Origin of the sequence: Janthinobacterium sp. OK676 (genome assembly GCF_900103595.1) — a bacterium.
Taxonomy (GTDB): Bacteria; Pseudomonadota; Gammaproteobacteria; order Burkholderiales; family Burkholderiaceae_D; genus Janthinobacterium.
Genome location: NZ_FNHA01000014.1, coordinates 44,791 through 69,727, shown reverse-complemented (window position 1 = coordinate 69,727; position 24,937 = coordinate 44,791). Strand labels below are relative to the sequence as shown.

Below are 24,937 nucleotides of genomic sequence, written 5' to 3'. Positions count from 1 at the left end.
AAGGCCACCATGTCCGCCCTCTTCCAGCCCTACACTCTCAAAAACGTCACCCTGCGCAACCGCATCGCCGTGCCGCCCATGTGCCAGTACATGGCCGTCGATGGCGTGGCCAACGACTGGCATCTGTCGCATTACGCGGGCATGGCCCGTGGCGGCGCCGGCCTGGTGATCGTCGAAGCGACGGCCGTGGCGCCGGAAGGCCGCATCACGCCCGGCTGCACGGGTATCTGGAACGATGACCTAGCGCAAGCCTTCGTGCCTGTCGTGAAAGCCATCAAGGCGGCCGGCTCCGTGCCCGGCATCCAGATCGCCCATGCGGGCCGCAAGGCCAGTTCCAACCGTCCATGGGAAGGCGACGACCATATCGTAGAGGGTGACGCGCGCGGCTGGCAAACCATCGCCCCGTCCGCCATCGCCTTCGGCGGCGGCCTGCCGAAAGTGCCGCGCGCCATGGACCTCGACGATATCGCCCGCGTGAAACAGAACTTCGTCGACGCAGCCGTGCGCGCCCGCGAAGTGGGCTTCGAATGGCTGGAGCTGCACTTCGCCCACGGCTACCTGGCGCAAAGCTTCTTTTCCGCCCACTCGAACCAGCGCGGCGATATCTATGGCGGCAGCCTGGAAAACCGCAGCCGCTTCCTGCTGGAAACATTGAAAGCCGTGCGCGAAGTGTGGCCCGAGCACCTGCCGTTGACGATCCGCTTCGGCGTGCTGGAATTTGACGGCCGCGACGAGCAAACCCTGCTCGAATCGATCGGCCTCGTGCGCCAGTTCAAGGACGCGGGCATGGACATGATCAGCGTCAGCATGGGTTTTACCATTCCCGACGTGTCGATTCCATGGGGCCCCGCCTTCATGGGGCCGATTGCCGAACGCGTGCGTCGCGAAGCGGGTGTGCCCGTCTCTTCCGCCTGGGGCTTCGGCACGCCAGCGATTGCCGAGCGCGTCGTCAAGGACGAGCAACTCGACGTGGTGATGGTCGGCAAGGCGCACCTGGCCAATCCGCACTGGGCATACTTTGCCGCCAAGGAACTCGGCGTGGAACGCGCCTCGTGGACCCTGCCGGCGCCGTACGCGCACTGGCTCGAGCGCTATTGATCGTCCTTGACCGTTGCCGGATGCCCCTCCAGGGGCAGTTCCGGCAGGAACAGCAGGAAGATCAGCCCCAATAGCAGCAGCACGGCGCCGGCGCCAAACACGCTGGCGATCGCATGACGGTACACGTCCACCGTCTGCGTGGCCGCCTGCGCGCCCAGCGCCGAGACGGCTTCCACGCCGTGCTTGTGCAACTGATGCGCGAGAATGGCGCCGGACGCCGTCACGCCCAGCAAGCCGCCCAGCGAGCGGAAAAAGGCCAGCATGGCCGTGCCCACGCCGCGCCGCGCCAGGGGCAAGGCATTTTGCACGGCGATCGTCATGTTCGGCATCACCAGTCCCAGCCCCGTGCCGAGGAAGAAGATGGCCGGCTCGATGATCCAGTAACCGCGCGACGTTTCCATGCCCCAGGCCAGCACGGCAAACGCCAGCAGCGCCACCGCCAATCCCGCCACCTGCACCATCTTGTACTTGCCCGAACGCGACAGCACTCGGCCGTTGAAGATAGACGAGGCCACCAGCCCCACCATCATCGGCACCGTCATCACGCCGGACTGCGCCGGACTCGTGCCCATCACCAGCTGGAAGAACAGGGGAAAGAAGACGCTGGCGCCCATCAACCCCATGAAGGTCACGGCCATGACCAGGCTGGCGATATTGAAGGTGCGGTTTTCGAACAGGTCGGGCGGCAGCACGGGCTCATCGACCCTGCCCACGTGGAAGGCCAGCCAGATCCCCAGCAGCACGGCGACGCCGCCGCACACTTTGATGGCCAGCGCATCCCACGGCCACTCGGTGCCGCCCAGCGCCAGCACCAGCAGGGCCGCCGTGATGGCGCCCGTCAGCAAGGCCGATCCCAGATAGTCGATCTTGTGCGCATGCATGCGCACGGGCTTGCGCATGGCGCGCGCGATGATGACAAAGGCGGCGACACCGATGGGCAGGTTGACATAGAAAATCCAGTGCCACGACAAAGCATCCGTGATCACGCCACCCAGCACGGGGCCGAGTACGCTGGTGACGGCATACACGATGGGCACCATGCCCTGCCGCTTGCCCCGCTCGGCCGGCGGCACGATGTCGCCGATGATGATTTGCGCCAGCGGCATGAAGCCGCCCGCACCGAGACCTTGGATGGCGCGGAAAATGATCAGCTCCGTCATGTTCTGCGCCAACCCGCACAGCACGGAGCCGAGCAGAAAGGTCAGCAGGGCCGTGAAGATCATGGGGCGGCGGCCGTACTGGTCGGCCAGCTTGCCGTACAGGGGCATGGTGGCCGTCGAGGCCAGCACGTACGCCGTCACCACCCACGACAGATGCGCCATGCCGCCCAGGTCATCGACGATGCGCGGCAAGGCCGTGGCGACGATGCTCTGGTCCAGCGCACCGAGGCCCAGCACGGCCATCAGGCCCAGGTAGATGGCGCGCACTTCGCGCTCGGTGACGGGTTTTACAGCGTCCTTTTCTGCGCCTGCGGCTTGATCGTGGCGGCTCATGCTTGTCCGATCTCAAGCAGCGGCTGCATGGCCGCTTCCAGCGCATCGATCTGCTGCGGCGTAAGACGGGCAATGCGCTGCGCCAGCACATCGCGGCGCCGCGCACGCAGGGTTTCGAGGATGGCCAGACCTTGCGCGGACACCTGCAGCCCCGAGCGGCGCCGATCCTGCGGATCGGGCGCGCCGCGCTCGACCAGTCCCGCCTCTTCCAGCGACTTGACCTGCGCGCTGACGGTGGGACCGCGCACATTCTGCAGGCGCGCCAGCGCGGCCACGCCGATGCCCGGTTGTTCGTGGATCAGGGCCAGCAGCATGTATTGCATCATCGACACGCTGCCTTCCAGCTCGCCCCCTTCGCGCTGCATGGAACGCAGCAAACGCTTGAACGCCGTGCGCAAATCATCGGACAGCGCCAGCGCGCGTTCGGGGATGGGAAGATCTTCGGTAGTGGGCATAAGAATTTATAAGTAGGTAGGCTATCTACCTATATTATGCCGTACCCGGGCGCCATGCAAGGTTTTTTTCCATCCCCGCCCTTCCCAAAACCGCCTTTGGCCGTCATAATAGCCGCCCTTGGGTCGTTAGCTCAGCTGGTAGAGCAGCGGACTTTTAATCCGTTGGTCGCAGGTTCGAATCCCGCACGGCCTACCAAGATTCAGTCGTCACCATGCAAGCATGCTGATGGACACAGCGTTACCGCAGTTCCGTTGTAAAAGTTTTTGGGTCGTTAGCTCAGCTGGTAGAGCAGCGGACTTTTAATCCGTTGGTCGCAGGTTCGAATCCCGCACGGCCTACCAAATACTTCAGAGAAGCCAACCGTTCGCGGTTGGCTTTTTTGTTTTCCGGCCCATTCCCGGTCCACTGAGCGTCCGCATACAGCAAGACCGATTTTTGCTGTTTGATCAAAAAATTCCAGGCTGGGTGCGGGAGCAAACGGCCGCTTTGTCGTCCGCTTTGGCCTGCTCGACCGTCCGCACGACACCGCTGCCGATCGCGTATGCTGCGCCATAGATTGATTTTTGATTACGGTCAAGGCGATATAAAAAACACTCATGGACAAATTCAATCAGTACCGTGTTTTCACACAAGTAGCTGAAATGGGGAGTTTCATCAAGGCTGCCAATGCGCTGGGCATGCCGAGGGCCTCCATCTCCGCCGCCATACAGCAGCTTGAACTGGTGATTGGCACGCGCTTATTGCATCGCACCACGCGGCAAGTACAACTGACCGCGGATGGCATGCTCCTGCTCGAGCGCGTTCGTTCGCTTCTGGCGGATGCGGAAGATATCGATCAACTGTTTCATGTGCAGCACAGCAAGATTTCAGGGCGACTCTGCGTGGATGCCCCCAGCCGCATCGGGCGCAGGCTGATCGCTCCGGCGCTGCCCGGCTTTTTACGCGCCTACCCCCGGCTCGAGTTGATATTGAGTTCCTCGGACCGTGCGATCGACATGGTGCAGGAAGGCGTGGACTGTGCCGTGCGCGTCGGGACGTTGCAGGACAGCAGTATCGTCGCGCGTCCTCTCGGGCATATCGCACTGATCAACTGCGCCAGTCTAGGCTATGTACGCGAGCATGGTGTGCCGGCAACGCCAGATGATTTGAGCAAAGGACACTGGACGGTTGGATATGCCTCCGGTCCTGCCGCGAAAGAGTCTCCCTGGGAGTATCTGGATGCGGGACGCAAACGATCACTGTCAATTCCCAGCCGGGTGATCGTCAACAACGCCGAAAATTACATTGCCTGCTGTGTGGCGGGGGTGGGATTGATCCAGATTCCCCGTTTCGACGTGCAACACCTGCTCGACAGCGGCGAACTCATTGAAGTCATGCCGGAATTCCGCGCGGCGTCCATGCCGGTGTCGCTCGTTTTCTCGCACCGCAAGCAACTGTCGCGCAGGCTGAATGCATTTTTCGAATGGTTCGAAACGTTAATGCGGCCACATCTCGAATCATGAAACGCAGCGAGGCTGGCGTGGCTGATTCTGGCCTGGCCAGTCCCGATTGGGCTGTTTTTCTGGACAATCCATCCAGCCGGGCGTAGCTGATCTTCCATTGGATGCTGCTTATACTCGAGCCTCCCAATACGTATCCAAGGAGATCGACATGACTGACCATTGCATCAAAGGCAAGACCGTCCTCATCGCCGGAGGAGGCAAGAACCTCGGGGGACTGATCGCCCGCGACCTGGCGCAGCAAGGCGCCAAGGCAGTGGCCATCCACTACAACAGCGCAGCCAGCAAGGCCGATGCCGAGGCAACCGTGGCCGCGATCAAGGCCGCAGGCGCACAAGCCGTCGCAATCCAGGCCAACCTGACGACGGCCGGGGCCGTCGAGAAGCTGTTCGCCGACGCCATTGCCGCGGTCGGCAACCTGGACATCGCGATTAACACCGTTGGGAAGGTGCTGAAGAAGCCGATCGCGGAGATCAGCGAAGCCGAATACGACGAAATGACGGCGGTCAACTCCAAGACCGCTTTCTTCTTTCTCAAGGAGGCCGGCAAGAACCTCAACGACAATGGCAAGATCTGCACCGTGGTCACCTCGCTGCTGGGTGCATTCACGCCCTTCTACGCCGCGTATGCCGGCACCAAGGCGCCGGTGGAGCACTACACCCGCGCGGCGTCCAAGGAGTTCGGTGCGCGCGGCATCTCGGTGACGGCGGTCGGGCCAGGTCCGATGGACACGCCGTTTTTCTATCCCGCCGAAGGCGATGACGCGGTGGCGTACCACAAGACGGCCGCGGCACTCTCCGGATTCAGCAAGACCGGCCTCACCGATATCCATGACGTAGTCCCGTTCATCCGGCACCTGGTCAGCGATGGCTGGTGGATCACCGGTCAGACTATCCTGATCAATGGCGGCTACACCACAAAATAAGTTTCTGGCGCGGGGCCTTCCCCATACTTGCCCGGCGTCACGCCCATCACGCGCTTGAACATGGCGATGAAGGCGCTGACGTTGTCGTAGCCCAAGTCCAGCGCAATCGTCGTGACGGGCTGGCCACTAGCCAACAATTCCAGGGCACGCAGGATGCGGGCGCGCTGGCGCCAGGCCGAGGGCGTAAAGCCGGTCTCGAGCGTGAAACGGCGGGCCAGGGTGCGCGGTGATACGCCGGCCCAGGCGGCCAGCGCTTCCACGCCCCGCTCGTCGGCCAGGTCATCGAGGATGGCGCGCGCCACGCGCAGCAGGCGCGGGTCCGTGGGCAGGGGCAAGCCGAAGGGCTCGTACGGCGCGGCGGCGATTTCGTCGAGGATCACGCCCGCCACACGGGCTTGCCGCACGTCGAGCGCGACATCGTCCCAGGTGCTGGCACGGTCCACCGCTTCGCGCAGCAAGCCCGAGACGCGCATCACGCACGGCGCGGCGGGCAAGCTGGCGCAACTGGTCTCGTCCACATACACGCTCCAGCCCGCAAACGGGCCGTGCGACCGCAGGGCATGGACGTGATGGGGCGGCATCCATACGCAATGGCTGGCCGGCACTACCCACTGCCCGCTGTCGGCGGCAACGGAAAGCAGGCCTCGCATGGCGCCGAACAGCTGGCCGCTGGCGTGGCGGTGCGCCGCCGTCACCCTCTCCTGCGGCTGGGCAATGCGTATGGCGCGCAGCGGCAGCGATGGCGACAAGATTGGCGGATTTGACGTATCGAATGACATAAACAGCGCAGGCAAGACAATCAGATCATCATACAGTGGAGTCTCTTACTATCTCAGGAGTTCACCATGCGCGCAGAAGACGTATTGCCGGATCAACAAAACCAGGGCCAGTTCAATGGCGTGACCGTACGCAAGGGCACGGTGGGCGCCTTCCTCGCCAATGCCAGGCTATGGCTGGACGAGCCCAGCGGCAGCGCCGAACGGAGCATTGCCGAGCGCGACATTGTCGACGCCTTGCCCGCCCTGCACGCGCTGGGACTGTTCGATATCCTGCAAGTGCGCGATGCGGCGCTGCGCGAACTGGTGGCCGCTTCCGCCGCGCGAGCGAGCTGACTCGTCCACGGCGCGCATTTACTCTATCATGCTGCTTTGCCCGCCTTCGCACCCGCCATGCCGTTTACCATTGCCACTCCCGTCCACAGCGAACTGATCATCAAGAAAAGCCGTTTCATCGGCTGCGTGCAGCCGATGACGGACCGCGCCAGCGCGCAGCAGGTGGTCAATGACTTGAAGGCGCAGCATCCGGGCGCCTGCCATGTGTGCTGGGCGCTGCTGGCGGGCGGGCAATCGGCGGCCGTCGATGATGGCGAACCGAGCGGCACGGCCGGGCGGCCCATGCTCGACGTGCTGCGCCACCAGGACCTGGAAGGCGTGCTGGCGACCGTCGTGCGCTATTTTGGCGGGATCAAGCTGGGCGCGGGCGGCCTCGTGCGCGCCTACACGGATAGCGTGGCGCAAGCGCTGCTGCAGGCGGAAAAGACGGCCATCGTACGCCAGAGAACTTTGCGCTGCACGGTGCCGTATGCGATGGAAGGCATGCTGCGCCGCGAACTCGATGGCGCCGGCGCCACCTTGCTGAACGTGGAACACGGCGAGCACGTGCTGTTCGACTTCAGCCTGCCTGAAACGGCCGCCACCGCCCTGCTGGCCCATCTGCATGAGGCGGGCAATGGCCGCATCGTCTGGCTGAAAGCGGAAGCGGAAGAGGAAGAATGAAACTTACAAGTTGGCGGGCCGCTTGAGCTGCAGCAAAATGAAATGCGTCCACGCCAGCGCCGGCAGCACCAGCAACAACAGCATCAGTCCGGCCGGCATGTCCGGCACGAAACGCACGAAGCAGGCAAGAAAACTGGCGATGGCCAGCCAGAAGCGCCAGTTGAATGCGTATGCCTTGCGCGCCACGGTCGCCAGCGCGATGCGCCAGAATTCCAGCAAGGCCCACACGCCACCCGTCAGCAGCAGCGCGGCCAGGGCATTGGCGCCGGGAGCGTCGGCCCAGGTGCGCACCAGGTTGTACAGCAGCACGGGATAGCCTGCCGTGATGGCCAGGGTGGCCGGGCCGGCGGCGATGACAGCTTCAAACAGCTGCCCTTTGGAACGATGATCCACTGATACTCCTCAAGCCACGACGCCGGAATGGGCGGCGATCACTTGCAGCGCGCCGGCCGCATCCTGCGCCCAGACGCGCGTAAAACGGAAGTCGCCATGCGTTTCCACATCGTGGTAGGTGCCCGTCAGCTGCATGCGCACGGAGACGACGGCCACGTTGCCGTTGATCCGCACATGGCGCTCGGACGCGCGCAGGTCGGTGATGGCCAGCAGGCGCTGCTCGTGCGCGGCCAGGTCAGCATGCTTGCTCAGCAAGTGGCCCAGGTGATTGGTAAACAGCAAGTCGTCGGCCAGCAAGACGTTCAGCGCGGCCACGTCGGAAGCCATCATGGCCAGGCGCAAGCGTTCTTCCGCATCGAGCACTTGTACTTCAGTTAATGCATTCATCTTCTTCCTATCAAATAGTCTGGCGCATCTTAGCAAACGGGAAAAGCATGCTGGCACGAAATAGCTAAATTCACAATCAGCCACAAGGCTTATACCTGTGAAGCATATTTATATAGCGTAATATTCGCAGCGGTATTGCGCAAAACGCCACCATAGTACTGTACAGTGCTTGCCCTTCCGCCCCGGGCTGGGGCAGCTGTCAGTTGTAGTACAGTTTATGTGCTCCGTGCAGTCTCGAATAAAACCAAGATAAGGCCCCTTCATGGCAATTAACATCATCCTGAACCTGCTCGTTGCGTTGCTCGTCTTCGCTTTCATGTTCCATCAGCAACGCAAACACGCGACGTTTACCGTGCGCGTCTTCACGGGCCTGGGCCTGGGCGTGCTGCTCGGTGCGGCCGTGCAGTGGCTGTACGGCGCCGGCTCGCCCATCATCGCGGGCACCAATGAATACATGGACATCGTCGGCAGCGGCTACGTCAAACTGCTGCAGATGATCATCATGCCGCTGATCATGGTGTCCATCATTTCCGCCATCCTGAAACTCAAGGACGCGAGCTCGCTGGGCAAGATCAGCGCGCTGACCATCGGCACCCTGCTCATCACGACGACCGTCGCCGCCGCGCTGGGCATTTTGATGGCCAAGCTGTTCGGCCTGACGGCTGTCGGCCTGACGTCGAGCGCCGCCGAAGTGGCGCGCGGCGTGCAGCTGCAAGGCTCGCTGGAAACGGCGAAGGCCCTGTCCCTGCCGAAACTGCTGGTCAGCTTCGTGCCGACCAATCCCTTCCTCGACATGACGGGCGCGCGCAAGACGTCGACCATCGCCGTGGTCGTGTTCTCGATCTTCATCGGCATCTCGGCCACGGGCATTGCGGCGAAAAAGCCGGAGATTTTTGCCTCGTTCGAGCACTTCATGAAAGTGGCGCACGCCATCGTCATGCGCATGGTTACCCTGGTGCTGCGCCTGACGCCGTACGGCGTGTTCGCGCTGATGTTTGAAGTGGTGGCCTCGTCGAGCTACACGGACATCTTGAAATTGATCAACTTCGTCGTCGCTTCGTACAGCGCGCTGATTTTGATGTTCCTCGTGCACCTGGCCATCATCGCCGGCGTGGGCCTGAACCCGCTGCGCTTCGTGAAAAAAGTCTTCCCCGTGCTGGCCTTCGCGTTCACGTCGCGCACCAGCGCCGGTTCGATCCCGATGAGCGTGCAGACGCAAACGCAGCGCCTGGGCACGCCGGAAGGCATCGCCAACTTCGCCGCCTCGTTCGGTTCGACCATCGGCCAGAACGGCTGCGCCGGCATCTATCCGGCCATGCTGGCCGTCATGATCGCCCCGACCGTCGGCGTCGATCCCTTCACGGTCAGCTTCCTGCTGCCCCTGCTGGCCATCATCACCATCGGTTCCGTCGGCGTGGCCGGCGTGGGCGGCGGCGCCACGTTTGCCGCGCTGATCGTGCTGTCGGCGATGGACTTGCCCGTCGCGCTGGCCGGCTTGCTGATCTCCGTCGAACCGCTGATCGACATGGGCCGCACGGCGCTGAACGTCAGCGGCTCGATCACGGCCGGCACCGTCACCAGCCGGGTCATGGGCGAGACCGACCTGGCCGTCTACAACAGCGACGACGCGCCCGACCTGGACGAAGCGGAACACGCAGCCTAAAAATCTATCCAGCGGCGCGCCGCGCCTTGCCGCTTTCGTCTATATTTATTAGCAATAAATACGGAGGAAGGCGCAAGGCGATGGAACAGAAATGGCCGCAGCAAATCTGGATCGTGCGTCACGGCCAAAGTGCCGGCAACGTGGCGCGCGATGCCGCCGAAGCGGAAAAACAGCTGTTGATCGCCATCGCCGAGCGCGATGTCGACGTTCCCCTCTCCGAGCTTGGCGCGCGCCAGGCGCAAGCCCTGGGCGACTGGTTCGCCACCCTCCCCCCTGAACAACAACCGACCGTCGTGCTGTATTCGCCGTACGTGCGGGCGCAGCAGACGGCGCAAGCCGTGCTGGCGCGCATCGATGCGGACAGCTTGAACGCCGTGGTGGCCGACGAGCGCCTGCGCGAAAAGGAATTCGGCATCCTCGACCGCCTGACCGTGCACGGCATCGCCAGCAAGTACCCGGAACTGCACGAGCAGCGCCAGCACGTGGGCAAGTTCTATTTCCGTCCGCCCGGTGGCGAAAGCTGGTGCGACGTCATCCTGCGCCTGCGCAGCGTGCTCGACACCATCACCCGCGAATACCGGGGAGAACGGGTGCTGATCGTCGGCCACCAGGTCATCGTCAATTGCTTCCGCTACCTGCTGGAACGCTGCGACGAGCAAGCCATCCTGGCCATCGACAAGGCGGCCGACGTGCCCAACTGCGGCGTCACCTCGTACGCTTTCAACCCGGCCTTGGGCAAGCACGGCAAGTTGCAGCTGGACCTGTGCAACTTCGTCGCGCCTTTGGAAGCGGCGGGCACACCCGTCACGGCCCAGCCCGACATGCCGGCCGCGCCTAAGTCCTAGTCCCAAATCCTAGTTTTTTCGGAGCTCATGCATGGACACCACCGACATCACCGCTACCCAGTTGCGTTCCTGGCCCCTGCCCATGCCCCAGCCCGATGGCGACAAGGAAGTACGCGGCCATTTGCTGATCGTCGCCGGCTCGGCGGAAATGCCGGGCGCCATCTTGCTGGCGGCCACGGCCGCCCTGCGCGCGGGCGCGGGCAAGCTGACGCTGGCGACGGGCGCGTCGGTGGCGGCGCAAGTGGCCGTCGCCATGCCCGAGGCGCGGGTCATCGGCCTGGACGAAACGGCGCTGGGCGGCTTCCGCCACGAAGCGCAACACCAGCTGGCGCCGCTGGCCGGCAAGGTCGATGCCGTGCTCGTCGGGCCAGGCATGTGCGACACGGCCGCCAGCTGCGAGCTGATGCGCCATTTGCTGCCCCTGTTTGCGAATAGCCGTCTGATCCTTGACGCCTGCGCCATGCAAATGGTGCGCAAGCCCGCGCACTTCCGTTTTGACCAGCCCGTGCTGCTGACGCCGCACGCGGGCGAACTGGCCCAGCTGATGGGCCTGTCGAAAGACGCCGTGCTGGCCGCCCCGCATGCCTGCGCCGTGGACGCGGCGCGGCGCTGGAATGCCATCGTCGCCCTGAAAGGCGCGCTGACCGTCATCGCCATGCCCGATGGCACCAACTGGACACATGCAGGCGGCAATATCGGCCTGGCCATTTCCGGCTCCGGCGACACTCTGGCCGGCATCATCACGGGCCTGGCCGCGCGCGGCGCGCCGTTGGAGCAGGCGTGCGCCTGGGGCATTGCCCTGCATGCGCTGGCGGGCGAACAGCTGGCCCTGCGCTTCGGCATCCTCGGCTACCTGGCGCGCGAAATCCCGGCCGAGATTCCCGCGCTGCTGCGCAATCTGGCGGCATAAAAACAACAGCCATAAGCATATCCATAAAGAATCGTTCGCCCAGGCAACAACCTCCCTTAAGCTCATTCAATTGTTTTCAGATGAACAAGCTTAAAGGACACCACCTTGTATCCGCGCCATTCAACCTCCACGCTTTCCCTTCCCGCCACACCGCTGCGCGCCACCGTGCTGGCCTGCGCCATGCTGGGCGCACCATCCATCTGGGCACAAGACGTGGCGGGCAGCGCCACGGAAACGGCCAGCGCCAGCATCGACCAGGTCACCGTCGTCGGTTCGCGCGCGCGCAACCGCACGGTGTTCGACAGCAGCGTGCCCATCGACCGTTTCGGCGCACGCGAAGTGAGCAATGCGCTGTCGACGGGCGACGTGGGCGCGGCCCTGCAAAACCTGTCGCCATCGATCAATTTCCCCCGCATCGAGTCGAGCGGCGCATCGGACTCCGTGCGCGGCATCCAGTTGCGGGGCCTCGCGCCCGACCAGGTGCTGGTGCTGATCAACGGCAAGCGCCGCCATACGAGCGCCGTGCTCGACACGGAAAGCAGCTTTGCCGGCACCGTGCCGGTCGACATCAATGCGATTCCGCCCAACGCCATCGACCACATCGAAATCCTGCGCGACGGCGCCGGCGCCCAGTACGGCAGCGATGCCGTGGCGGGTGTCATCAACATCGTGCTGAAAAAAGCGCGCACGGGCGGCGCCGCTTCCGTCAGCTATGGCGCCAACCACACGCATTTCGAGCCGACCGACCAGACCCTGACGGATGGCCAGACCGTCATCGTCAACGCCGACTATGGCGTGCCGCTGGGCGAGGCGGGATTCTTCCGCTTCGGCGCGGAAACACGGCGCCGCTCGCCCACGGAACGGGCCGGCCCCAGCGACGCGGGCTGGACGTCCTACAACTTCACGCCGGCCGACCAGGCGCTCGACGGCAAGGTCGTGTTCAAGTCGGGCGACTCGCGCCAGCGCAACAACTATTTGTTCTACAACACCCAGCTCACCCTGGCCAACGGCATGGACCTGTACTCGTTTGCCACCCTGAACGAACGCAAGTCCGACGGCAGCGCCTACTTCCGCTACCCGGGCGACCCGTCGAACGTACCGGCCCTGTATCCGAACGGCTACCGCCCCGTCACCAATGGCGACAAGCGCGACCTCAGCATCGTGGCCGGCGTGCGCGGCAGTCTGGGCGAATGGAACTGGGACGCCAGCGCGCGTCACGGCAGCGACCGCTTCGACTACGGCGTGAGCCACTCCGTCAACGCCTCGCTGGGCGCCGCCAGCCCCACGCGTTTCAACTTGGCCGGCTTCGACTTCCGCCAGAACGCCTTGAACCTCGATGCCACGCGGACCATCGACATCGGCTTGCCCGCGCCCTTGAGCCTGGCCGTGGGCGCCGAATGGATGCGCGAAACCTACACCAGCTCGGCCGGCGACCCCGCTTCGTACGCGGCCGGCAGCTTCACGGACGCGCCGCCGGGCGCGCAGGCGGGACCGGGCTTGCGCCCGTCGGACGCCTACGACGGCAGCCGCCAGATCCGCTCCGTGTATGCGGACGTGGAAAGCGACCTCACGCCGCGCCTGCTGGTGGGCGCCGCCGCCCGCTATTCCGATTACAGCGATTTCGGCAGCGCCAGCACGGGCAAACTGTCCACGCGCTATAAAGTGACGGACAATTTTCTCGTGCGCGGCTCGCTGTCGAACAGCTTCCGCGCGCCGGCCCTCGTTCAGACGGGTTTCCGCTTCGCCACGCTGAACTTCAACGCCGATGGCACGGCCCTGCAAACGGCGGCGCTGCTGCCGGCCAGCGACCCGCTGGCGCGCAGCTTCGGCGCGCAACAGCTGAAACCTGAAAAATCGACCAACGTGTCCCTTGGCCTTGCCTGGAAACCGGCCGCCGCCACCAGCGTGACGGTGGACGCCTACGTGATCCGCATCCGCGACCGCATCACGCGCTCGAGCGACTTGCAAAGCGACGCCGTCACGGCCTATCTGGCCGCAAATGGGCGCAGCGACATCCAGTCCGTCGCCTACCTGGCCAACCTGCTCGACACCGCTACCCGCGGCCTGGACGTGGTGCTGAACCACGACCTGGCGTTCACGTCAGGCAAGCTGAACCTGAACGCGGCGCTGAACCTGAACAAAACCAGCCTCGACAAGGTGCGCCAGAGTTCTGCTGCGCTGGCCAATATCGATCCGAGTCTGACCCTGCTGACGGAGACGAGTTTGTTCCGCATCAAACATGCGTCCCCCAACAGCAAATTGATACTCGGCGCCGACTGGCAGGCGGCCGGCTGGGGCGTGCAGGCACGCGCCACGCGCTTTGGCGAGCTGAAAGATTTCTCGTACGACAGCGATGCGCCCCTGATCGACGGCATCCCCGCGCAGCGCTTCGGCGCCGTCTGGTCGCTGGACCTGGAAGGCCAGTTAAAGCTGAGCAAGCAACTGACCTTGAGCGTGGGCGGCAACAACATCCTCGACCGCTATCCGCAGCGCGTGCGGGAAACGAATAACGCCACGTATGGCGGCGCCCTGCCCTACAATTTCATCAACCCCATCGGCGTCAATGGCGCGTACTTTTACGCCAAGCTGAACTACACCTTCTAAGGCCACGGAAAGAACACATGATCATCAAGAAAATCTCCCACCTCGTCGCCGGTGCCTGCCTGAGCGCGCTCATGCTGTCTGCCGCCCAGGCCGCCGCGCCGCTGGTGCTGATGACGGACTTCGGCACGGCCGATGGCGCCGTGTCCGCCATGCATGGCGTCGCCTATGGCGTCGATCCCCAGCTCACCATCTCGGACCTGACGCACCAGATTCCCGACTACGATATCTGGCTGGGCGCCTACCGTTTGTACCAGACGGCCAACTACTGGCCGCAAGGCACTGTGTTCGTGTCCGTCATCGACCCGGGCGTGGGGACCAATCGCAAGTCGGTGGTGCTGAAAACCAAGGGTGGACGCTACTTCGTGGGGCCGGACAATGGCCTGTTCACCCTGATCGCCGAGCGCGACGGCGTGGCGGAACTGCGTGAAATCGATGAAAAGGTCAACCGCCTGGCTGGCTCCGCCGAGTCGTACACCTTCCATGGCCGCGACGTGTACGCCTATGTCGGTGCGCGCCTGGCCTCGGGCGCCATCAGCTATGAACAGGTGGGCCCGCAGCTGCCAAGCGAAGCCGTGGTCAAGATCGCGTATCAGAAACCTGTACGCGACGGCAATACCATCCGCGGCATCGTGCCCGTGCTGGACGTCAAATACGGCAACGTGTGGACGAATATCCCGAAATCCCTGCTCGATGAATTGCAGGTCAAACTGCACGATCCGCTGCAAGTGCGCATCCTGCACAAAGGCAAGCAAGTGGCCAAGGTGACGGCGCCGTTCGAGCACACGTTTGGCGGCGTCGCCAAGGGCAAGCCGCTCGTCTACCTGAACAGCCTGCTCGACGTGGCCGTCGCCATCAGCCAGGGCGACTTTGCCGCCAAACACCACGTCGAATCGGGCGTGGATTGGGAAGTAGAAGTGAGCAAGGTTTCGTCGTCGAAATAAACACCGCTGCGGCCAGGGCGTCCTGTCCTGGCCCACTGCCTCTCGTTCACGTGGCACGTTTGCGCCATATCAAAGCGGATCGCCTCTCCTTGCGCCGATGGCCGCTGATTTGTAAATCCGGTGAACCTGCGCGCGCCTGCCTACTCTAATTTTTGCAAGCGATGCCAGCACTGCTGCGATAGCCTGCCCGCACTGTGGCAGGCAACCTGGCAAGGTAGGATCACCCACGACAGCTTTCCAACGAGAAAGGAACAATCATGACGGCCCCACTCCCTAGCACCAGCAAGCTTGTCCTCGGCACCGCCATCGTATGCGCGCTGCTGGGCGGCTGCAACAAGCACAACGAATCGACCACCACCGCCCCGGCCACGCCCGCCACCACACCCGGCACAGGCGGCAGCGGCACTTCTGGTACCAGCGGCACCACCACGCCGGACGCCACCACACCCGCCACCCCATCCGTTGCACCGGGCACCACCACCAATCCCGACGGCACGACCACGCCGCCGGCCACCACGCCCAACAATGGCACCACGCCGGGCACCGGGACCGGGACCGGTACCGGCACAGGAACCGGTACCGGCACCACCCCACCGCCGCGCAACAGCTAACAGCCGCGTTCCGGCGACCGGCCGGAACGCCAGCAACACAAAGCCTGCGGCAGCATACGCAGCAAAGAGCCTTCCGACGAAGGCTCTTTTTCTTGCACAGCGCAGCAATTCTCCCCATCACGAGGCGCCACGGTGCCTCAGTGGGCTGGCGCCGCTGTCGCTGTGCTCCGGGCGCCCAGCGCCTGATGGTCCGCCGCCAGGAACAGATACATGGCCGGCACGACGAACAGGGTAAACAAAGTGCCGATGGACAAGCCCGTGAAAATCACCAGCCCCATCGCGTGGCGCCCGGCCGCGCCCGCGCCCGAGGCGATCACCAGCGGCAGCACGCCGAACACCATGGCGGCCGTCGTCATCAGGATGGGACGCAGGCGCACGGCTGCGGCCGCTTCGACGGCCTCGCGCTTGCTCTTGCCCGTCTTTTGCAGCTGATTGGCCACTTCCACGATCAGGATGCCATGCTTGCTGATCAATCCCATCAAGGTCACCAGGCCCACTTCCGTGTAGATATTGATCGATGCAAAGCCGAGGAAGATGAACATGGTGGCGCCAAACAAGGCCAGCGGCACGGAAACGAGGATCACGACAGGGTCGCGGAAGCTCTCGAACTGGGCCGCCAGCGCCAGGAAGACGATCACCACGGCAAACAGCATGGTGACGATGAAGCCGCCCGATTCCTGCACGAACTGGCGCGACTGGCCAGCGTAATCGGCCGTGTAGCCACTGGGCGCCACTTGGGCCAGCGTCTCGCGCATGAAGTCCAGCACTTCGCCCTGCGAGGCGCCGGACACACCGGACAAGGTGACGGAGTTCAGCTGCTGGAAGCGGTTGATCGATTCGGGCACGACGTCGTACTGGATGTGCGCGACGGTACTGGCCGGTATCATCGTGCCATTGGGCGTCTTGATATGAAAATCCAGCACGGCCGACGGGTTCAGGCGGTCCACCTGCAGCACCTGCGGGATCACCTTGTATGAGCGCCCGGCGATGGAAAAGTAATTGACGTAGCCTCCGCCCAAGGCGGCTCCCAGGGCCGAGCCCACGTCCTGCTGCGTCATGCCCAGCGCGGCGACACTGTCGCGGTCGACCACGACGGTCGCTTGCGGCTTGTCGATTTTCAAGTCCGTATCGATGAAATAGAACTTGCCCGATGCGCGCGCCTTTTCCAGCACCTGCTGCGCGATGGCGTCGAGGTTTTCAAACGGTTCCGTGGTGGCGATGACGAACTGCACGGGCAAACCCGAGGAACCGGGCAAGGCGGGAAACTGGAAGGCGGCCACGCGGGCGCCGGCAATCCGGTTCCAGCCCGCCTGCAAGTCTTGCTGCACTTCCTGGGCGCTGCGCGTGCGCTCGTCCCAGGGCGTCATCAGCATGCCGCCAAAACCGGAGTTGACGGTCGGCACGCCCGTGATCTGGAACATCTGGCTGTATTCGGGCATGGCCTTGGCCACCTGGTAGATTTGCTCGGCATACACCTGCATCTGGTCCGACGTGGCCGTCGGGTCGCCCACCACTTGCGACAGCACGACGCCCTGGTCTTCCTCGGGCGCCAGCTCGGACTGCGCCATCTTGAACATCAACCCCAGCACCACCATCAAGATCGCCGCCAGGACGATGAGCACCACCCAGGTATCGAGCAGCGCGTGCAGCAGGCGCAAATACGTATCATGCACCTTGCCGAAGACGCGGTCGATCGCTTGCACGAAGCGGCCGCTGTCCTGTTCCGGACGGAAAAAGCGCGAACACATCATGGGCGACAGGGTCAGGGCCACCACGCCAGACACGGCCACGGCGCCGGCCAGGGTGAAGGCGAATTCGGTGAACAGCGCGCCCGTCAGGCCGCCCTGAAAACCGATGGGCACGTACACGGCGATGAGTACCACCGTCATGGCCAGGATGGGGCTGCCCAGTTCGCGTGCCGCCAGCAGGCTCGCTTCCAGCGGCGGCTGGCCCTGCTTCATGTGGCGGTCCACGTTTTCCACGACGATGATGGCGTCGTCGACGACGAGGCCGATGGCCAGCACGATGGCCAGCAAGGTCAGCAAGTTGATGGAATAGCCGAGCGCCAGCATGGCCGTAAACGTGCCGATCAGGGACAGCGGCATGGCGATCACGGGTACGATCACGGCCCGCAGGCTGCCCAGGAACAGATAGATGACGATGGTGACGATCAGCAGCGCCTCGACGAGGGTCTTGATGACTTCCCGGATCGACGTATTGATGAAGAAGGTCGAGTCGTACACGATTTCCCCCGTCAGCCCGGCTGGCAGCTGGGCCTGGATGTCGGGGAAACTGGCGCGCACGCGCTGGGCCACGTCGAGGATATTGGCTTCCGGCGCCACCTTGATGCCGATGAAGACGGAACGCACGCCACTGAAGGCCACGTTGAAATCATAGTTTTCCGAACCCAGCACGACGGTGGCCAGGTCTTGCAAACGCACGATGGAGTCGCCGCTGCGCTTGACGACGAGCTGCCTGAACTCCTCGACCGAATGCAGATCCGTGCCGGCCGTCAGGGGAATGGTCACCATCTGGCCCTTGCTGGAGCCCAGCGCGGCCAGGTAATTGTTATTGCCCAGGGCGGTGCTGACCTCGGCCGCCGTCACGCCGAACGCGGCCATCTTGTCCGCATCGAGCCAGGCGCGCAGGGCGAACAGGCGCGCGCCCAGCAGTTCCGCCGTCTGCACGCCGCTGACGGAATCGAGCTTGGGCTTGACCACGCGGCTCAGGTAATCCGTCACATTATTCGTCGGCAAGGTCTTGCTGTAAAAGCCCAGGTACATGGCGTCCGTCGTCTGCCCTCTCTCCACCGTCAGCACGGGCGTCTGCGCCTGGGCCGGCAGCTGGTTTTTCACGGAACTGACCTGGGTATTGATTTCCGTCAGCGCCCGGTTCGTGTCGTAATTGAGACGCAAGGTGGCCGTGATGGTCGACACGCCGCTGCTGCTGGACGAGGACAGATAATCGATGCCCTGCGCCTGGGCAATGGCCGATTCCAGCGGCTGCGTGATGAACCCGGCCACCGTCTGCGCATCGGCACCGTAATAGGTGGTGGAGATCGTCACGACGGCGTTCTGCGTCTTCGGATACTGGTTGATTGGCAAGCTGAACAGGGAGCGCAAGCCCAGCACCACCAGCAGCAGGCTCACCACCATCGCCAGCACGGGCCGGCGGATAAAGAGATCGGTGAAGTTCATGACGGCGCCTCAGTGTTCCTGCGGCGTGGGCTGCGGATTGTTGCGCGGCTCGACGACGTTGCTGATCACCACGGGACTGCCGTTCTTGAGCTTGATCTGCCCGCTGGTGACGACCTGCTGCCCCTCGGTGAGCCCCGTCAGTACGGCCACCTGGTCGCCCCGTGTCTCACCGGTCGTCACGAATACTTGCCGCACCACCCGTTCGCCTGCCGCCGGCGGTGGCGCGCCGACCTTGGGCGGCGGGGCCGGATGCACGACGAAGACGGTGGAGCCATACGGGTTGTAGGTGATCGCCGTCTGTGGCAAGGTCAGGTACTGTTTCTTGTCGCCCACTTCCACCTTGACGTTGGCAAACATGCCCGGCAACAACTGCCGCTGCGGATTGGCCACCGTGGCCTCCACCTGCACGTTGCGCGTGGCGGGATCGACCTTGGAACTGATGGCGCTGACCTTGCCCGCAAACGCCGTGTTCGCATGCGCATCGCTGGACAGGTTCAGTACTTGCCCCACCTGCAGGCCGCCCAGCTGCTTTTGCGGAATATGGAAGTCGACATAGATGGGATCGATGGTTTGCAAGGTGACGATCTTGTCGCCGGGATTGAGGTACTGGCCCGGATTGACGGTGGTGATGCCGAGCTTGCCCGCGAACGGCGCGCGGATGGTTTTCTTGTCCACCAGCGCCGCCTGCTGGGCCGCCAGGGCCTTGCGGCTTTTCACGTCGGCCACGTCGTTGTCGACCTGCGCCTGGCTGATCGCCTGCACGGCAAATTGCTGGCGGTCGCGCGCCAGCACGGATGCGGCCAGTTCGGCCGCCGCCTCCAGCGCGCGCAGCTGCGCCAGGTCGGCGTCCGCGTTCAGCTGCAGCAGCACTTGCCCCGCTCTCACCTCCTGGCCGGACTTGAAATGGATGGATCTGACGAGGCCGGCGATTTCGCTCGTCACGTCGACGCCGCGCACGGCCACCAGGGTGCCCACGGAAGACAGGTGCGGCTGCCACTCGACCTTGCGGATGATGGTCGCCGACACCGTCTGCGGCGTGGGCTTGGGCGCGCTGGCCATGAGCTGACGGATGTGCAGGAAAAATCCCAGCGCCAGCAGGGCAATCAACAGCACCACGGTTCCCAGCATGATGAACATGCGTTTCGTGCGTTTCGTCATGGATACGCTCCTAGTCATTGCTTGCGGCTGACATTGCGCGTGCGCCGCAAGACTGCCGGTGCCAAGCCCGTCAGTCCGCGCTCGCCGCCACCGGCAAGCTTGTCGCAGTGGAAACGGCCTGCAGCGCGGGACGGTTCCACCAGCCGCCGCCCAGCGCCTGGAACAGCGCGGCGCTATCGGCATAGCGGGCCGCCTGCGCCTGCACCAGGCCCACCCTGGCTTGCTGGTAGGTGCGCTGGGCGTCCAGCAGGCTCAGGTAGCTGATGGCGCCCAGCTTGAATTGCTGCGTACTGAGCGCCAGCGATTCGCTGGCCAGCGCCTCCACCTCGGCTTGCTGCTGCAAGGCGGCAGCGTCGGCATCGAGGGCGCGCAGGCTGTCCGCCACGTTCTGGAAGGCGCCCAGCACGGTGGCGCGGTATGTGGCGGCCGCCCCCTCGTAGGCGGCGATGGCGGCACGCCGGCGGGCGCGCAGCGCGCCGCCATTGAAAATGGGCTGCGCCAGCCCGGCCGCCACGCCCCACACGGAAGAGCTGGCGTGCAGCAGCGCGGAAATGCTGGTGGACAGCGCGCCGACATTGCCCGTCAAGGTGAACTGCGGATACATGGCTGCCGTGGCGACGCCGATCTGCGCGCTGGCCTGCTGCAGCAGCGCTTCGCTGGCGCGGATGTCGGGGCGCTGGCGCACGAGGACCGACGGCAGCGAAACGGGCAAGTCCTGCGGCAGGCGCAGCGACGCCAGGTCGAATTCAGGCATGCCGGACTCGCTGGGCAAGCGGCCCGCATACACGGACAGCTGGTGGCGCGTCAGGGCCAGGGCTTTTTCCAGCGGCGGCACGCTGGCCCGCGTCTGCGCCACCGTGTTGCGCTGGACCAGCACCGTGGCGCGGCCGATGGCGCCAAAGCGCAGTTGCTGTTCGATCAGCTCCAGCTGCTTCTGCTGCGCGTCGAGTATCTCGCCGGTGGCCTGCAGCTGGGCGCGCAAGGATGCTTCGCGTATGGCCGTCGTCACCAGGTTGGCCGTCAGGGCCAGGTAGGCCGCTTCCAGCTGGTACTGCTGATATTCGGCCTGGGCTTGCAGGCTTTCCAGCTGGCGCTTGTTGCCGCCAAACACATCGAGCGCATACGACACATTCACCGAGGCATTGTACAAATTGAGGACGCCGCCCGCCCCTTCCAGGCCGCTGTTTTTTTCGCGGCTGGCGCCCAGCTGGGCGCCCACCTCGGGATACAGCAGGCTGCCCGACAGGGCGCGGTAGTTTTCATCGGCCTGGCGCAAGGCCGCCTGGGCCGACGCAAGGCCGGGATTGCGCGCGAGGGCGCCGCGCACCAGCTGGTCCAGCGCCGGCGACTGGAATAGCGACCACCATTGCGCGGGGATATCCTGGCCCGGCACGAAGCGCTGCGCCAGGCCAGCGGGACCGGGCGCCGCCGCCGTTTGCGCCGGCAACGGTGCCGGCGTGTAGCCGTCGCCACCGCCGGGAGCGGCGGGACGCCGGAAGTCCGGCCCCACGGCGCAAGCGGCCAGCAGGCATGCCATGAGGATGCCGAGTATGGGCTGCCGGATGCTGGAGAACATGGTTCTTGTCCGATACGTTGCAGTATCACATCACCGTTGAAAAGGGGGGCAAAAGTATTCCATTACGGGCTGGCGATCCCGCCCACCCGTTCTACGATTGTAGAGCACCAGACGTAAAAAGAGCCTTCCGAAGAAGGCTCTTTGACCTGGCACAAGGATTACCCAGCCGAGGCTGCCTGACTTACTTTTGCAGGCCGACCGGCACCGCTTTCGGCGCGCGGCGTCCCATCAGGAACAGCACGGCCTTCTTCAGCATGCGGTAGACGAAGCGCACCAGCAGCAGGGTCAGCACGCACTCGAGCAAGGTCAGGATCAGGGCAAAAGCCACGGGCATGCGCGCGGCGCGGCGGTGGAACTTGGCCACGGCGCCATCGCGGGCGATCTCGATGCTGTCATAGAAGGTCGGCACGACCAGCAAGGTCAGAATCGTCGAGGTGATGGTGCCGCCGATGATGGCGATCGCCAACGGGCGGTAGAACTCGCCGCCCTCGCCCAGGCCCAGCGCCACGGGGAACATGCCGGCGATCAGCGCAAATGTCGTCATCAGGATGGGGCGCAGCCGCATGCGGCCCGCATACATGAGCGCGTCTTCGCGGCCATGGCCCTCTTCCTCGCGCTTGCGCGCCGCGTCCAGCAGCAGGATGGCGTTCTTGGCGACCAGGCCCATCAACATGATGATGCCGATAAAGCTCATCAGGTTGAGGGTGTTGTTCGTGATCACCAGCGCCACCACCACGCCGATCAGACTGAGCGGCAAGGACATCATCACGGCCACCGGCGCCGTGAAGGAACCAAACTGCATCACCAGAATCAAATACATCAGGCCGATACCCATCACCAGCGCGATCAGCATTTCCGTGAACAGCTCTTGCTGGTCTTGTCCCGCGCCGCCCAGCGCCAGGCCGTAGCCAGGCGGGAAGTCGATGGAATTGGCCAGCTTCATGGCGTCGCTCGTCACTTCGCCGTTCGAGCGGCCCTGCGCATTGGCCGACACGGTGATCGTGCGCTTGCCATTCTTGTGCTCGATGCCGGATGGGCCCTTGCCCATGGTAATGGTGGCAATCTGGTCGAGCGGCACCATTTGCGACGTGCCCGTCACGCTGATCGGCAGGCGCTCGATATTTTCCGATGCCACGCGGTCGTCGGGATGCAGGCGCACGGCCACGTCGCGCGTCTCGCCCGTCGGATCGACCCAGTCGCCCACTTCCACGCCGGCAAAGGCCACACGCAACGATTGCGCCGCGTCGTTGACGGAAATACCCATCGAGTTGGCCAGGCCACGGTTGAGCTCAATCTGCAGCTCGTTCTTCGGGTCCTGCTCGGACAGGCCCACGTCGACGGCGCCGGGAATGGCGCGCAGCTTGTCCATGTAGGCATTCGTGATTTCCATCAGCTTGCGCGAATCCGGGCCCGTGAATTCCACCTGGATCGGTTTTTGCGAACCGTTGCTCAAGTCATCCTGCACCACGTATTCGGCACCCACCAGGCGCGACATCTTCTCGCGCAGCTCGACCGCGATTTCCTTGGCCGAACGCTTGCGGGTGTTGCGCTTGCCGATGTCGACATACACACGTCCGCCGCCCGCATTGATGGAGCTGTTGGTATCCTTGGTTTCAGGCAAGGTACGCGCCAGCACAGCCGCCGCTTCCAGCTTCAGACGCGAATATTCGATGCTGCTCGACGATGGCGTGCGCACATTGATCATCAGGTTGCCCGAATCGGATGCAGGCAGGAAACTCGTGCCGCCATGCGTAGCGTGCAGAACGATGGCGCCCACCAGGCTGCCGAAGGCGATGACGGCCATCCAGCGGCGGTGATGCAGGGCCCAGGCGATCACGCGGCCATAGCGGTCGGCCTGGTGGTCGAACCAGTGGTTGAATTTTTCCAGCACGCGGCCGATGCCTTTTTTCGGCGCCGAATGTTCCTCGACCGGGTCGCCCCAGTAGGCCGACAGCATGGGGTCGAGCGTAAACGAGATGCCCAGGCTGACGAGCACCGAGCACGTCACCGTCAAGGCAAACGGACGGAACCATTCGCCCGAGATCCCCGGCATGAAGGCCACGGGAATGAAGACGGCGATGATGGAGAAGGTCGTGGCGGCCACGGCCATGCCGATCTCGGCCGTGCCTTCCAGCGCGGCCGTGCGGCGGTCCTTGCCCATCTGCATGTGGCGCACGATGTTTTCGCGCACGACGATGGCGTCATCGATCAGCACGCCAATGGCCAGCGACAGGCCCAGCAGGGTCATGAAGTTCAGGGTAAAGCCGCACAGCCACACGGCGATGAAGGCGGCAATCACGGACGTGGGCAGGCTCAGCGCCGTGATCAGGGTCGAACGCCAGGAGTTCAAAAAGGCGTAGACAACGAAGATCGTCAGCACGGCACCCAGCACCAGCGATTCGATCACGTTGTTCAAGCTGTGCTGGGCGTTTTCGCCGCCGTCGCGCGTCACTTGGAGGATCGTGCCTTTCGGCAAGGTCTTGTTGATTTCCGCCACCATGTCGCGGATCTTGTTGGCCACGCTGACGGTGGAAGCGTCACGCACGCGGGTGATCGAAATGCCCACGTTGGGCTTGCCGCTGCGCATGCTCAGGCTGTTGACTTCGGCAAAGCCATCTTCGATGGTGGCCACTTGCGCCAGGCGCACGATTTCCTCGCCGCGGCGCTTGATCACCACTTTTTCGAAGTCGCTTGGCGACTCGATGCGGCCCACGAGGCGGATGCTTTTCTCGTCCAGCGTGCCGCGCACCTTGCCCACGGGGGCATTGGTATTCTGGTTGCGCAAGGCGGTGACGACGTCGCTGACGGACACATTGTATTCACGCAATTTTTCCGCCCGCAGCAGCACGGACAGTTCGCGCTTGAGCGAACCGCCCACGTTGACGAGCGCCACGCCATCGACGGTGCGGAAGCGGTCCGACAGCACGTCCTCGGCCAGGCGCGAAATTTCCGCGTGGCTTTGCGAATTCGACGACAGCGCCAGCTGCATGATGGGCTCGGCAGCCGGGTCGATGCGCTGCAAGATCGGTTCGCGCATTTCCGTCGGCAACTTGTAGCGCACGGCGGCAATCGCATTGCGGATATTGTCGGACGCTTCGATCAAATTGGTATTGAAGGAAAACTTCAGGAAGATGCTGGCGGCACCCTCGTTGGAATCGCTGTTGACCTCGGTCACGCCGGAAATGCTCTGCAGCGACTTTTCCAGGCGGTTCACCACTTCGCGCTCGACCGTGTCGGGCGATGCGCCAGGATAAGGAATGCTGACGACGATGAACGGCACTTCGACGTCCGGGTTCTGGTTGACGCGCAGTTTCTTGAGCGCCAGCAAGCCGACGCACATCATCGCCAGGATCAGGACGATGGTGGCCGTGGGCCGCTTGATACTGAAATCGGAAAGGAACATGGC

The 24,937-nt window shown here is 64.0% G+C and carries 20 protein-coding genes and 2 tRNA genes; 13 read left to right on the top strand and 9 right to left on the bottom strand.

The genetic code is table 11. From position 1 onward, the window contains the following. The first annotated feature begins 9 nt into the window (after positions 1-9). A complete protein-coding gene (locus tag BLU39_RS23915; protein WP_092717868.1) occupies positions 10-1,098 on the top strand; it encodes an NADH:flavin oxidoreductase/NADH oxidase in 1,089 nt (362 codons plus the stop codon). On the opposite strand, the gene BLU39_RS23910 is transcribed toward BLU39_RS23915, so the two are convergent. Then, entirely contained in the window at positions 1,092-2,591 is a 1,500-nt protein-coding gene (locus BLU39_RS23910; protein ID WP_232731341.1) for an MDR family MFS transporter, read from the bottom strand. The genes BLU39_RS23915 and BLU39_RS23910 overlap by 7 nt on opposite strands. Further along, positions 2,588-3,046: a MarR family winged helix-turn-helix transcriptional regulator gene (locus tag BLU39_RS23905; RefSeq protein WP_092717865.1), complete on the bottom strand. Its 459-nt coding sequence runs from the start codon at positions 3,044-3,046 to the stop codon at positions 2,588-2,590. The genes BLU39_RS23910 and BLU39_RS23905 overlap by 4 nt, the downstream gene beginning before the upstream one ends. A 120-nt stretch (positions 3,047-3,166) precedes the next feature. On the opposite strand from BLU39_RS23905, the gene BLU39_RS23900 reads away from it, so the two are divergent. From BLU39_RS23900 to BLU39_RS23885, 4 genes are all read left to right on the top strand, one after another. Beyond that, positions 3,167-3,242: transfer RNA gene (locus tag BLU39_RS23900), tRNA-Lys, on the top strand. A gap of 70 nt (positions 3,243-3,312) precedes the next feature. Further along, positions 3,313-3,388, top strand: a tRNA-Lys gene (locus BLU39_RS23895). A gap of 255 nt (positions 3,389-3,643) precedes the next feature. Then, the gene (locus tag BLU39_RS23890) at positions 3,644-4,549 is read left to right on the top strand and encodes a LysR family transcriptional regulator (protein WP_092717863.1); all 906 of its coding nucleotides are present in this window, start codon (positions 3,644-3,646) and stop codon (positions 4,547-4,549) included. Positions 4,550-4,697: 148 nt separating this feature from the next. After that, positions 4,698-5,471: an SDR family oxidoreductase gene (locus BLU39_RS23885; protein WP_092717860.1), complete on the top strand. Its 774-nt coding sequence runs from the start codon at positions 4,698-4,700 to the stop codon at positions 5,469-5,471. Here the strand turns inward: BLU39_RS23885 and BLU39_RS23880 are convergent. Then, entirely contained in the window at positions 5,456-6,250 is a 795-nt protein-coding gene (locus tag BLU39_RS23880) for an AraC family transcriptional regulator (RefSeq protein WP_092718212.1), read from the bottom strand. The two genes, BLU39_RS23885 and BLU39_RS23880, sit on opposite strands and share 16 nt — an antisense overlap. Before the next feature lie 66 nt (positions 6,251-6,316). Here BLU39_RS23880 and BLU39_RS23875 point away from each other — a divergent pair, with 66 nt between their 5' ends. After that, complete coding sequence (locus tag BLU39_RS23875) at positions 6,317-6,583, top strand: hypothetical protein (RefSeq protein WP_092717856.1); 267 nt, start codon at positions 6,317-6,319, stop codon at positions 6,581-6,583. A 57-nt stretch (positions 6,584-6,640) separates the two neighbouring features. Beyond that, the gene (locus BLU39_RS23870) at positions 6,641-7,246 is read left to right on the top strand and encodes an IMPACT family protein (protein ID WP_092718209.1); all 606 of its coding nucleotides are present in this window, start codon (positions 6,641-6,643) and stop codon (positions 7,244-7,246) included. A gap of 3 nt (positions 7,247-7,249) precedes the next feature. Here the strand turns inward: BLU39_RS23870 and BLU39_RS23865 are convergent, their stop codons facing one another. Together BLU39_RS23865 and BLU39_RS23860 are read right to left on the bottom strand one after the other, a co-directional pair. Continuing rightward, a complete protein-coding gene (locus BLU39_RS23865) occupies positions 7,250-7,639 on the bottom strand; it encodes a hypothetical protein (RefSeq protein WP_092717852.1) in 390 nt (129 codons plus the stop codon). A 9-nt stretch (positions 7,640-7,648) separates the two neighbouring features. Then, positions 7,649-8,026: a nuclear transport factor 2 family protein gene (locus BLU39_RS23860; RefSeq protein ID WP_092717848.1), complete on the bottom strand. Its 378-nt coding sequence runs from the start codon at positions 8,024-8,026 to the stop codon at positions 7,649-7,651. A gap of 262 nt (positions 8,027-8,288) precedes the next feature. Here BLU39_RS23860 and BLU39_RS23855 point away from each other — a divergent pair, with 262 nt between their 5' ends. The 6 genes from BLU39_RS23855 (at position 8,289) to BLU39_RS23830 (ending at position 15,600) form a co-directional block, all read left to right on the top strand. Beyond that, positions 8,289-9,689 (top strand): L-cystine transporter, encoded by a 1,401-nt coding sequence (locus BLU39_RS23855; RefSeq protein ID WP_092717844.1) that lies wholly within the window; start codon positions 8,289-8,291, stop codon positions 9,687-9,689. Between the two features lie 80 nt (positions 9,690-9,769). Beyond that, positions 9,770-10,534: a histidine phosphatase family protein gene (locus BLU39_RS23850; RefSeq protein WP_092717840.1), complete on the top strand. Its 765-nt coding sequence runs from the start codon at positions 9,770-9,772 to the stop codon at positions 10,532-10,534. A gap of 31 nt (positions 10,535-10,565) precedes the next feature. After that, positions 10,566-11,444 (top strand): NAD(P)H-hydrate dehydratase, encoded by an 879-nt coding sequence (locus BLU39_RS23845; protein WP_092717837.1) that lies wholly within the window; start codon positions 10,566-10,568, stop codon positions 11,442-11,444. Positions 11,445-11,549: 105 nt separating this feature from the next. Further along, positions 11,550-14,048 carry a TonB-dependent receptor plug domain-containing protein gene (locus BLU39_RS23840; protein ID WP_232731340.1) on the top strand — a complete coding sequence of 833 codons (2,499 nt, stop codon included), beginning with the start codon at positions 11,550-11,552 and terminating at the stop codon, positions 14,046-14,048. 17 nt (positions 14,049-14,065) lie between these two features. Next, positions 14,066-14,989 (top strand): SAM hydrolase/SAM-dependent halogenase family protein, encoded by a 924-nt coding sequence (locus BLU39_RS23835; protein WP_092717834.1) that lies wholly within the window; start codon positions 14,066-14,068, stop codon positions 14,987-14,989. Between the two features lie 257 nt (positions 14,990-15,246). Further along, the gene (locus tag BLU39_RS23830) at positions 15,247-15,600 is read left to right on the top strand and encodes a hypothetical protein (RefSeq protein WP_092717831.1); all 354 of its coding nucleotides are present in this window, start codon (positions 15,247-15,249) and stop codon (positions 15,598-15,600) included. Positions 15,601-15,737: 137 nt separating this feature from the next. Here the strand turns inward: BLU39_RS23830 and BLU39_RS23825 are convergent, their stop codons facing one another. The 4 genes from BLU39_RS23825 to BLU39_RS23810 form a co-directional block, all read right to left on the bottom strand. Further along, positions 15,738-18,797, bottom strand: a complete 3,060-nt coding sequence (locus BLU39_RS23825; RefSeq protein WP_092717827.1) for an efflux RND transporter permease subunit — start codon at positions 18,795-18,797, stop codon at positions 15,738-15,740. 9 nt (positions 18,798-18,806) lie between these two features. Beyond that, positions 18,807-19,955: an efflux RND transporter periplasmic adaptor subunit gene (locus BLU39_RS23820; protein WP_092717825.1), complete on the bottom strand. Its 1,149-nt coding sequence runs from the start codon at positions 19,953-19,955 to the stop codon at positions 18,807-18,809. A 70-nt stretch (positions 19,956-20,025) separates the two neighbouring features. Beyond that, complete coding sequence (locus BLU39_RS23815; RefSeq protein WP_092717822.1) at positions 20,026-21,531, bottom strand: efflux transporter outer membrane subunit; 1,506 nt, start codon at positions 21,529-21,531, stop codon at positions 20,026-20,028. 181 nt (positions 21,532-21,712) lie between these two features. Next, complete coding sequence (locus BLU39_RS23810) at positions 21,713-24,934, bottom strand: efflux RND transporter permease subunit (RefSeq protein ID WP_092717819.1); 3,222 nt, start codon at positions 24,932-24,934, stop codon at positions 21,713-21,715. Positions 24,935-24,937: the final 3 nt, after the last annotated feature.

Coding starts and splice junctions, on each gene's coding strand:
- BLU39_RS23915 (WP_092717868.1), top strand. CDS start 10: ATGTCCGCCCTCTTCCAGCCCTACACTCTCAAAAACGTCACCCTGCGC.
- BLU39_RS23910 (WP_232731341.1), bottom strand. CDS start 2,591: ATGAGCCGCCACGATCAAGCCGCAGGCGCAGAAAAGGACGCTGTAAAA.
- BLU39_RS23905 (WP_092717865.1), bottom strand. CDS start 3,046: ATGCCCACTACCGAAGATCTTCCCATCCCCGAACGCGCGCTGGCGCTG.
- BLU39_RS23890 (WP_092717863.1), top strand. CDS start 3,644: ATGGACAAATTCAATCAGTACCGTGTTTTCACACAAGTAGCTGAAATG.
- BLU39_RS23885 (WP_092717860.1), top strand. CDS start 4,698: ATGACTGACCATTGCATCAAAGGCAAGACCGTCCTCATCGCCGGAGGA.
- BLU39_RS23880 (WP_092718212.1), bottom strand. CDS start 6,250: ATGTCATTCGATACGTCAAATCCGCCAATCTTGTCGCCATCGCTGCCG.
- BLU39_RS23875 (WP_092717856.1), top strand. CDS start 6,317: ATGCGCGCAGAAGACGTATTGCCGGATCAACAAAACCAGGGCCAGTTC.
- BLU39_RS23870 (WP_092718209.1), top strand. CDS start 6,641: ATGCCGTTTACCATTGCCACTCCCGTCCACAGCGAACTGATCATCAAG.
- BLU39_RS23860 (WP_092717848.1), bottom strand. CDS start 8,026: ATGAATGCATTAACTGAAGTACAAGTGCTCGATGCGGAAGAACGCTTG.
- BLU39_RS23855 (WP_092717844.1), top strand. CDS start 8,289: ATGGCAATTAACATCATCCTGAACCTGCTCGTTGCGTTGCTCGTCTTC.
- BLU39_RS23850 (WP_092717840.1), top strand. CDS start 9,770: ATGGAACAGAAATGGCCGCAGCAAATCTGGATCGTGCGTCACGGCCAA.
- BLU39_RS23845 (WP_092717837.1), top strand. CDS start 10,566: ATGGACACCACCGACATCACCGCTACCCAGTTGCGTTCCTGGCCCCTG.
- BLU39_RS23835 (WP_092717834.1), top strand. CDS start 14,066: ATGATCATCAAGAAAATCTCCCACCTCGTCGCCGGTGCCTGCCTGAGC.
- BLU39_RS23830 (WP_092717831.1), top strand. CDS start 15,247: ATGACGGCCCCACTCCCTAGCACCAGCAAGCTTGTCCTCGGCACCGCC.
- BLU39_RS23825 (WP_092717827.1), bottom strand. CDS start 18,797: ATGAACTTCACCGATCTCTTTATCCGCCGGCCCGTGCTGGCGATGGTG.
- BLU39_RS23820 (WP_092717825.1), bottom strand. CDS start 19,955: ATGACGAAACGCACGAAACGCATGTTCATCATGCTGGGAACCGTGGTG.
- BLU39_RS23815 (WP_092717822.1), bottom strand. CDS start 21,531: ATGTTCTCCAGCATCCGGCAGCCCATACTCGGCATCCTCATGGCATGC.
- BLU39_RS23810 (WP_092717819.1), bottom strand. CDS start 24,934: ATGTTCCTTTCCGATTTCAGTATCAAGCGGCCCACGGCCACCATCGTC.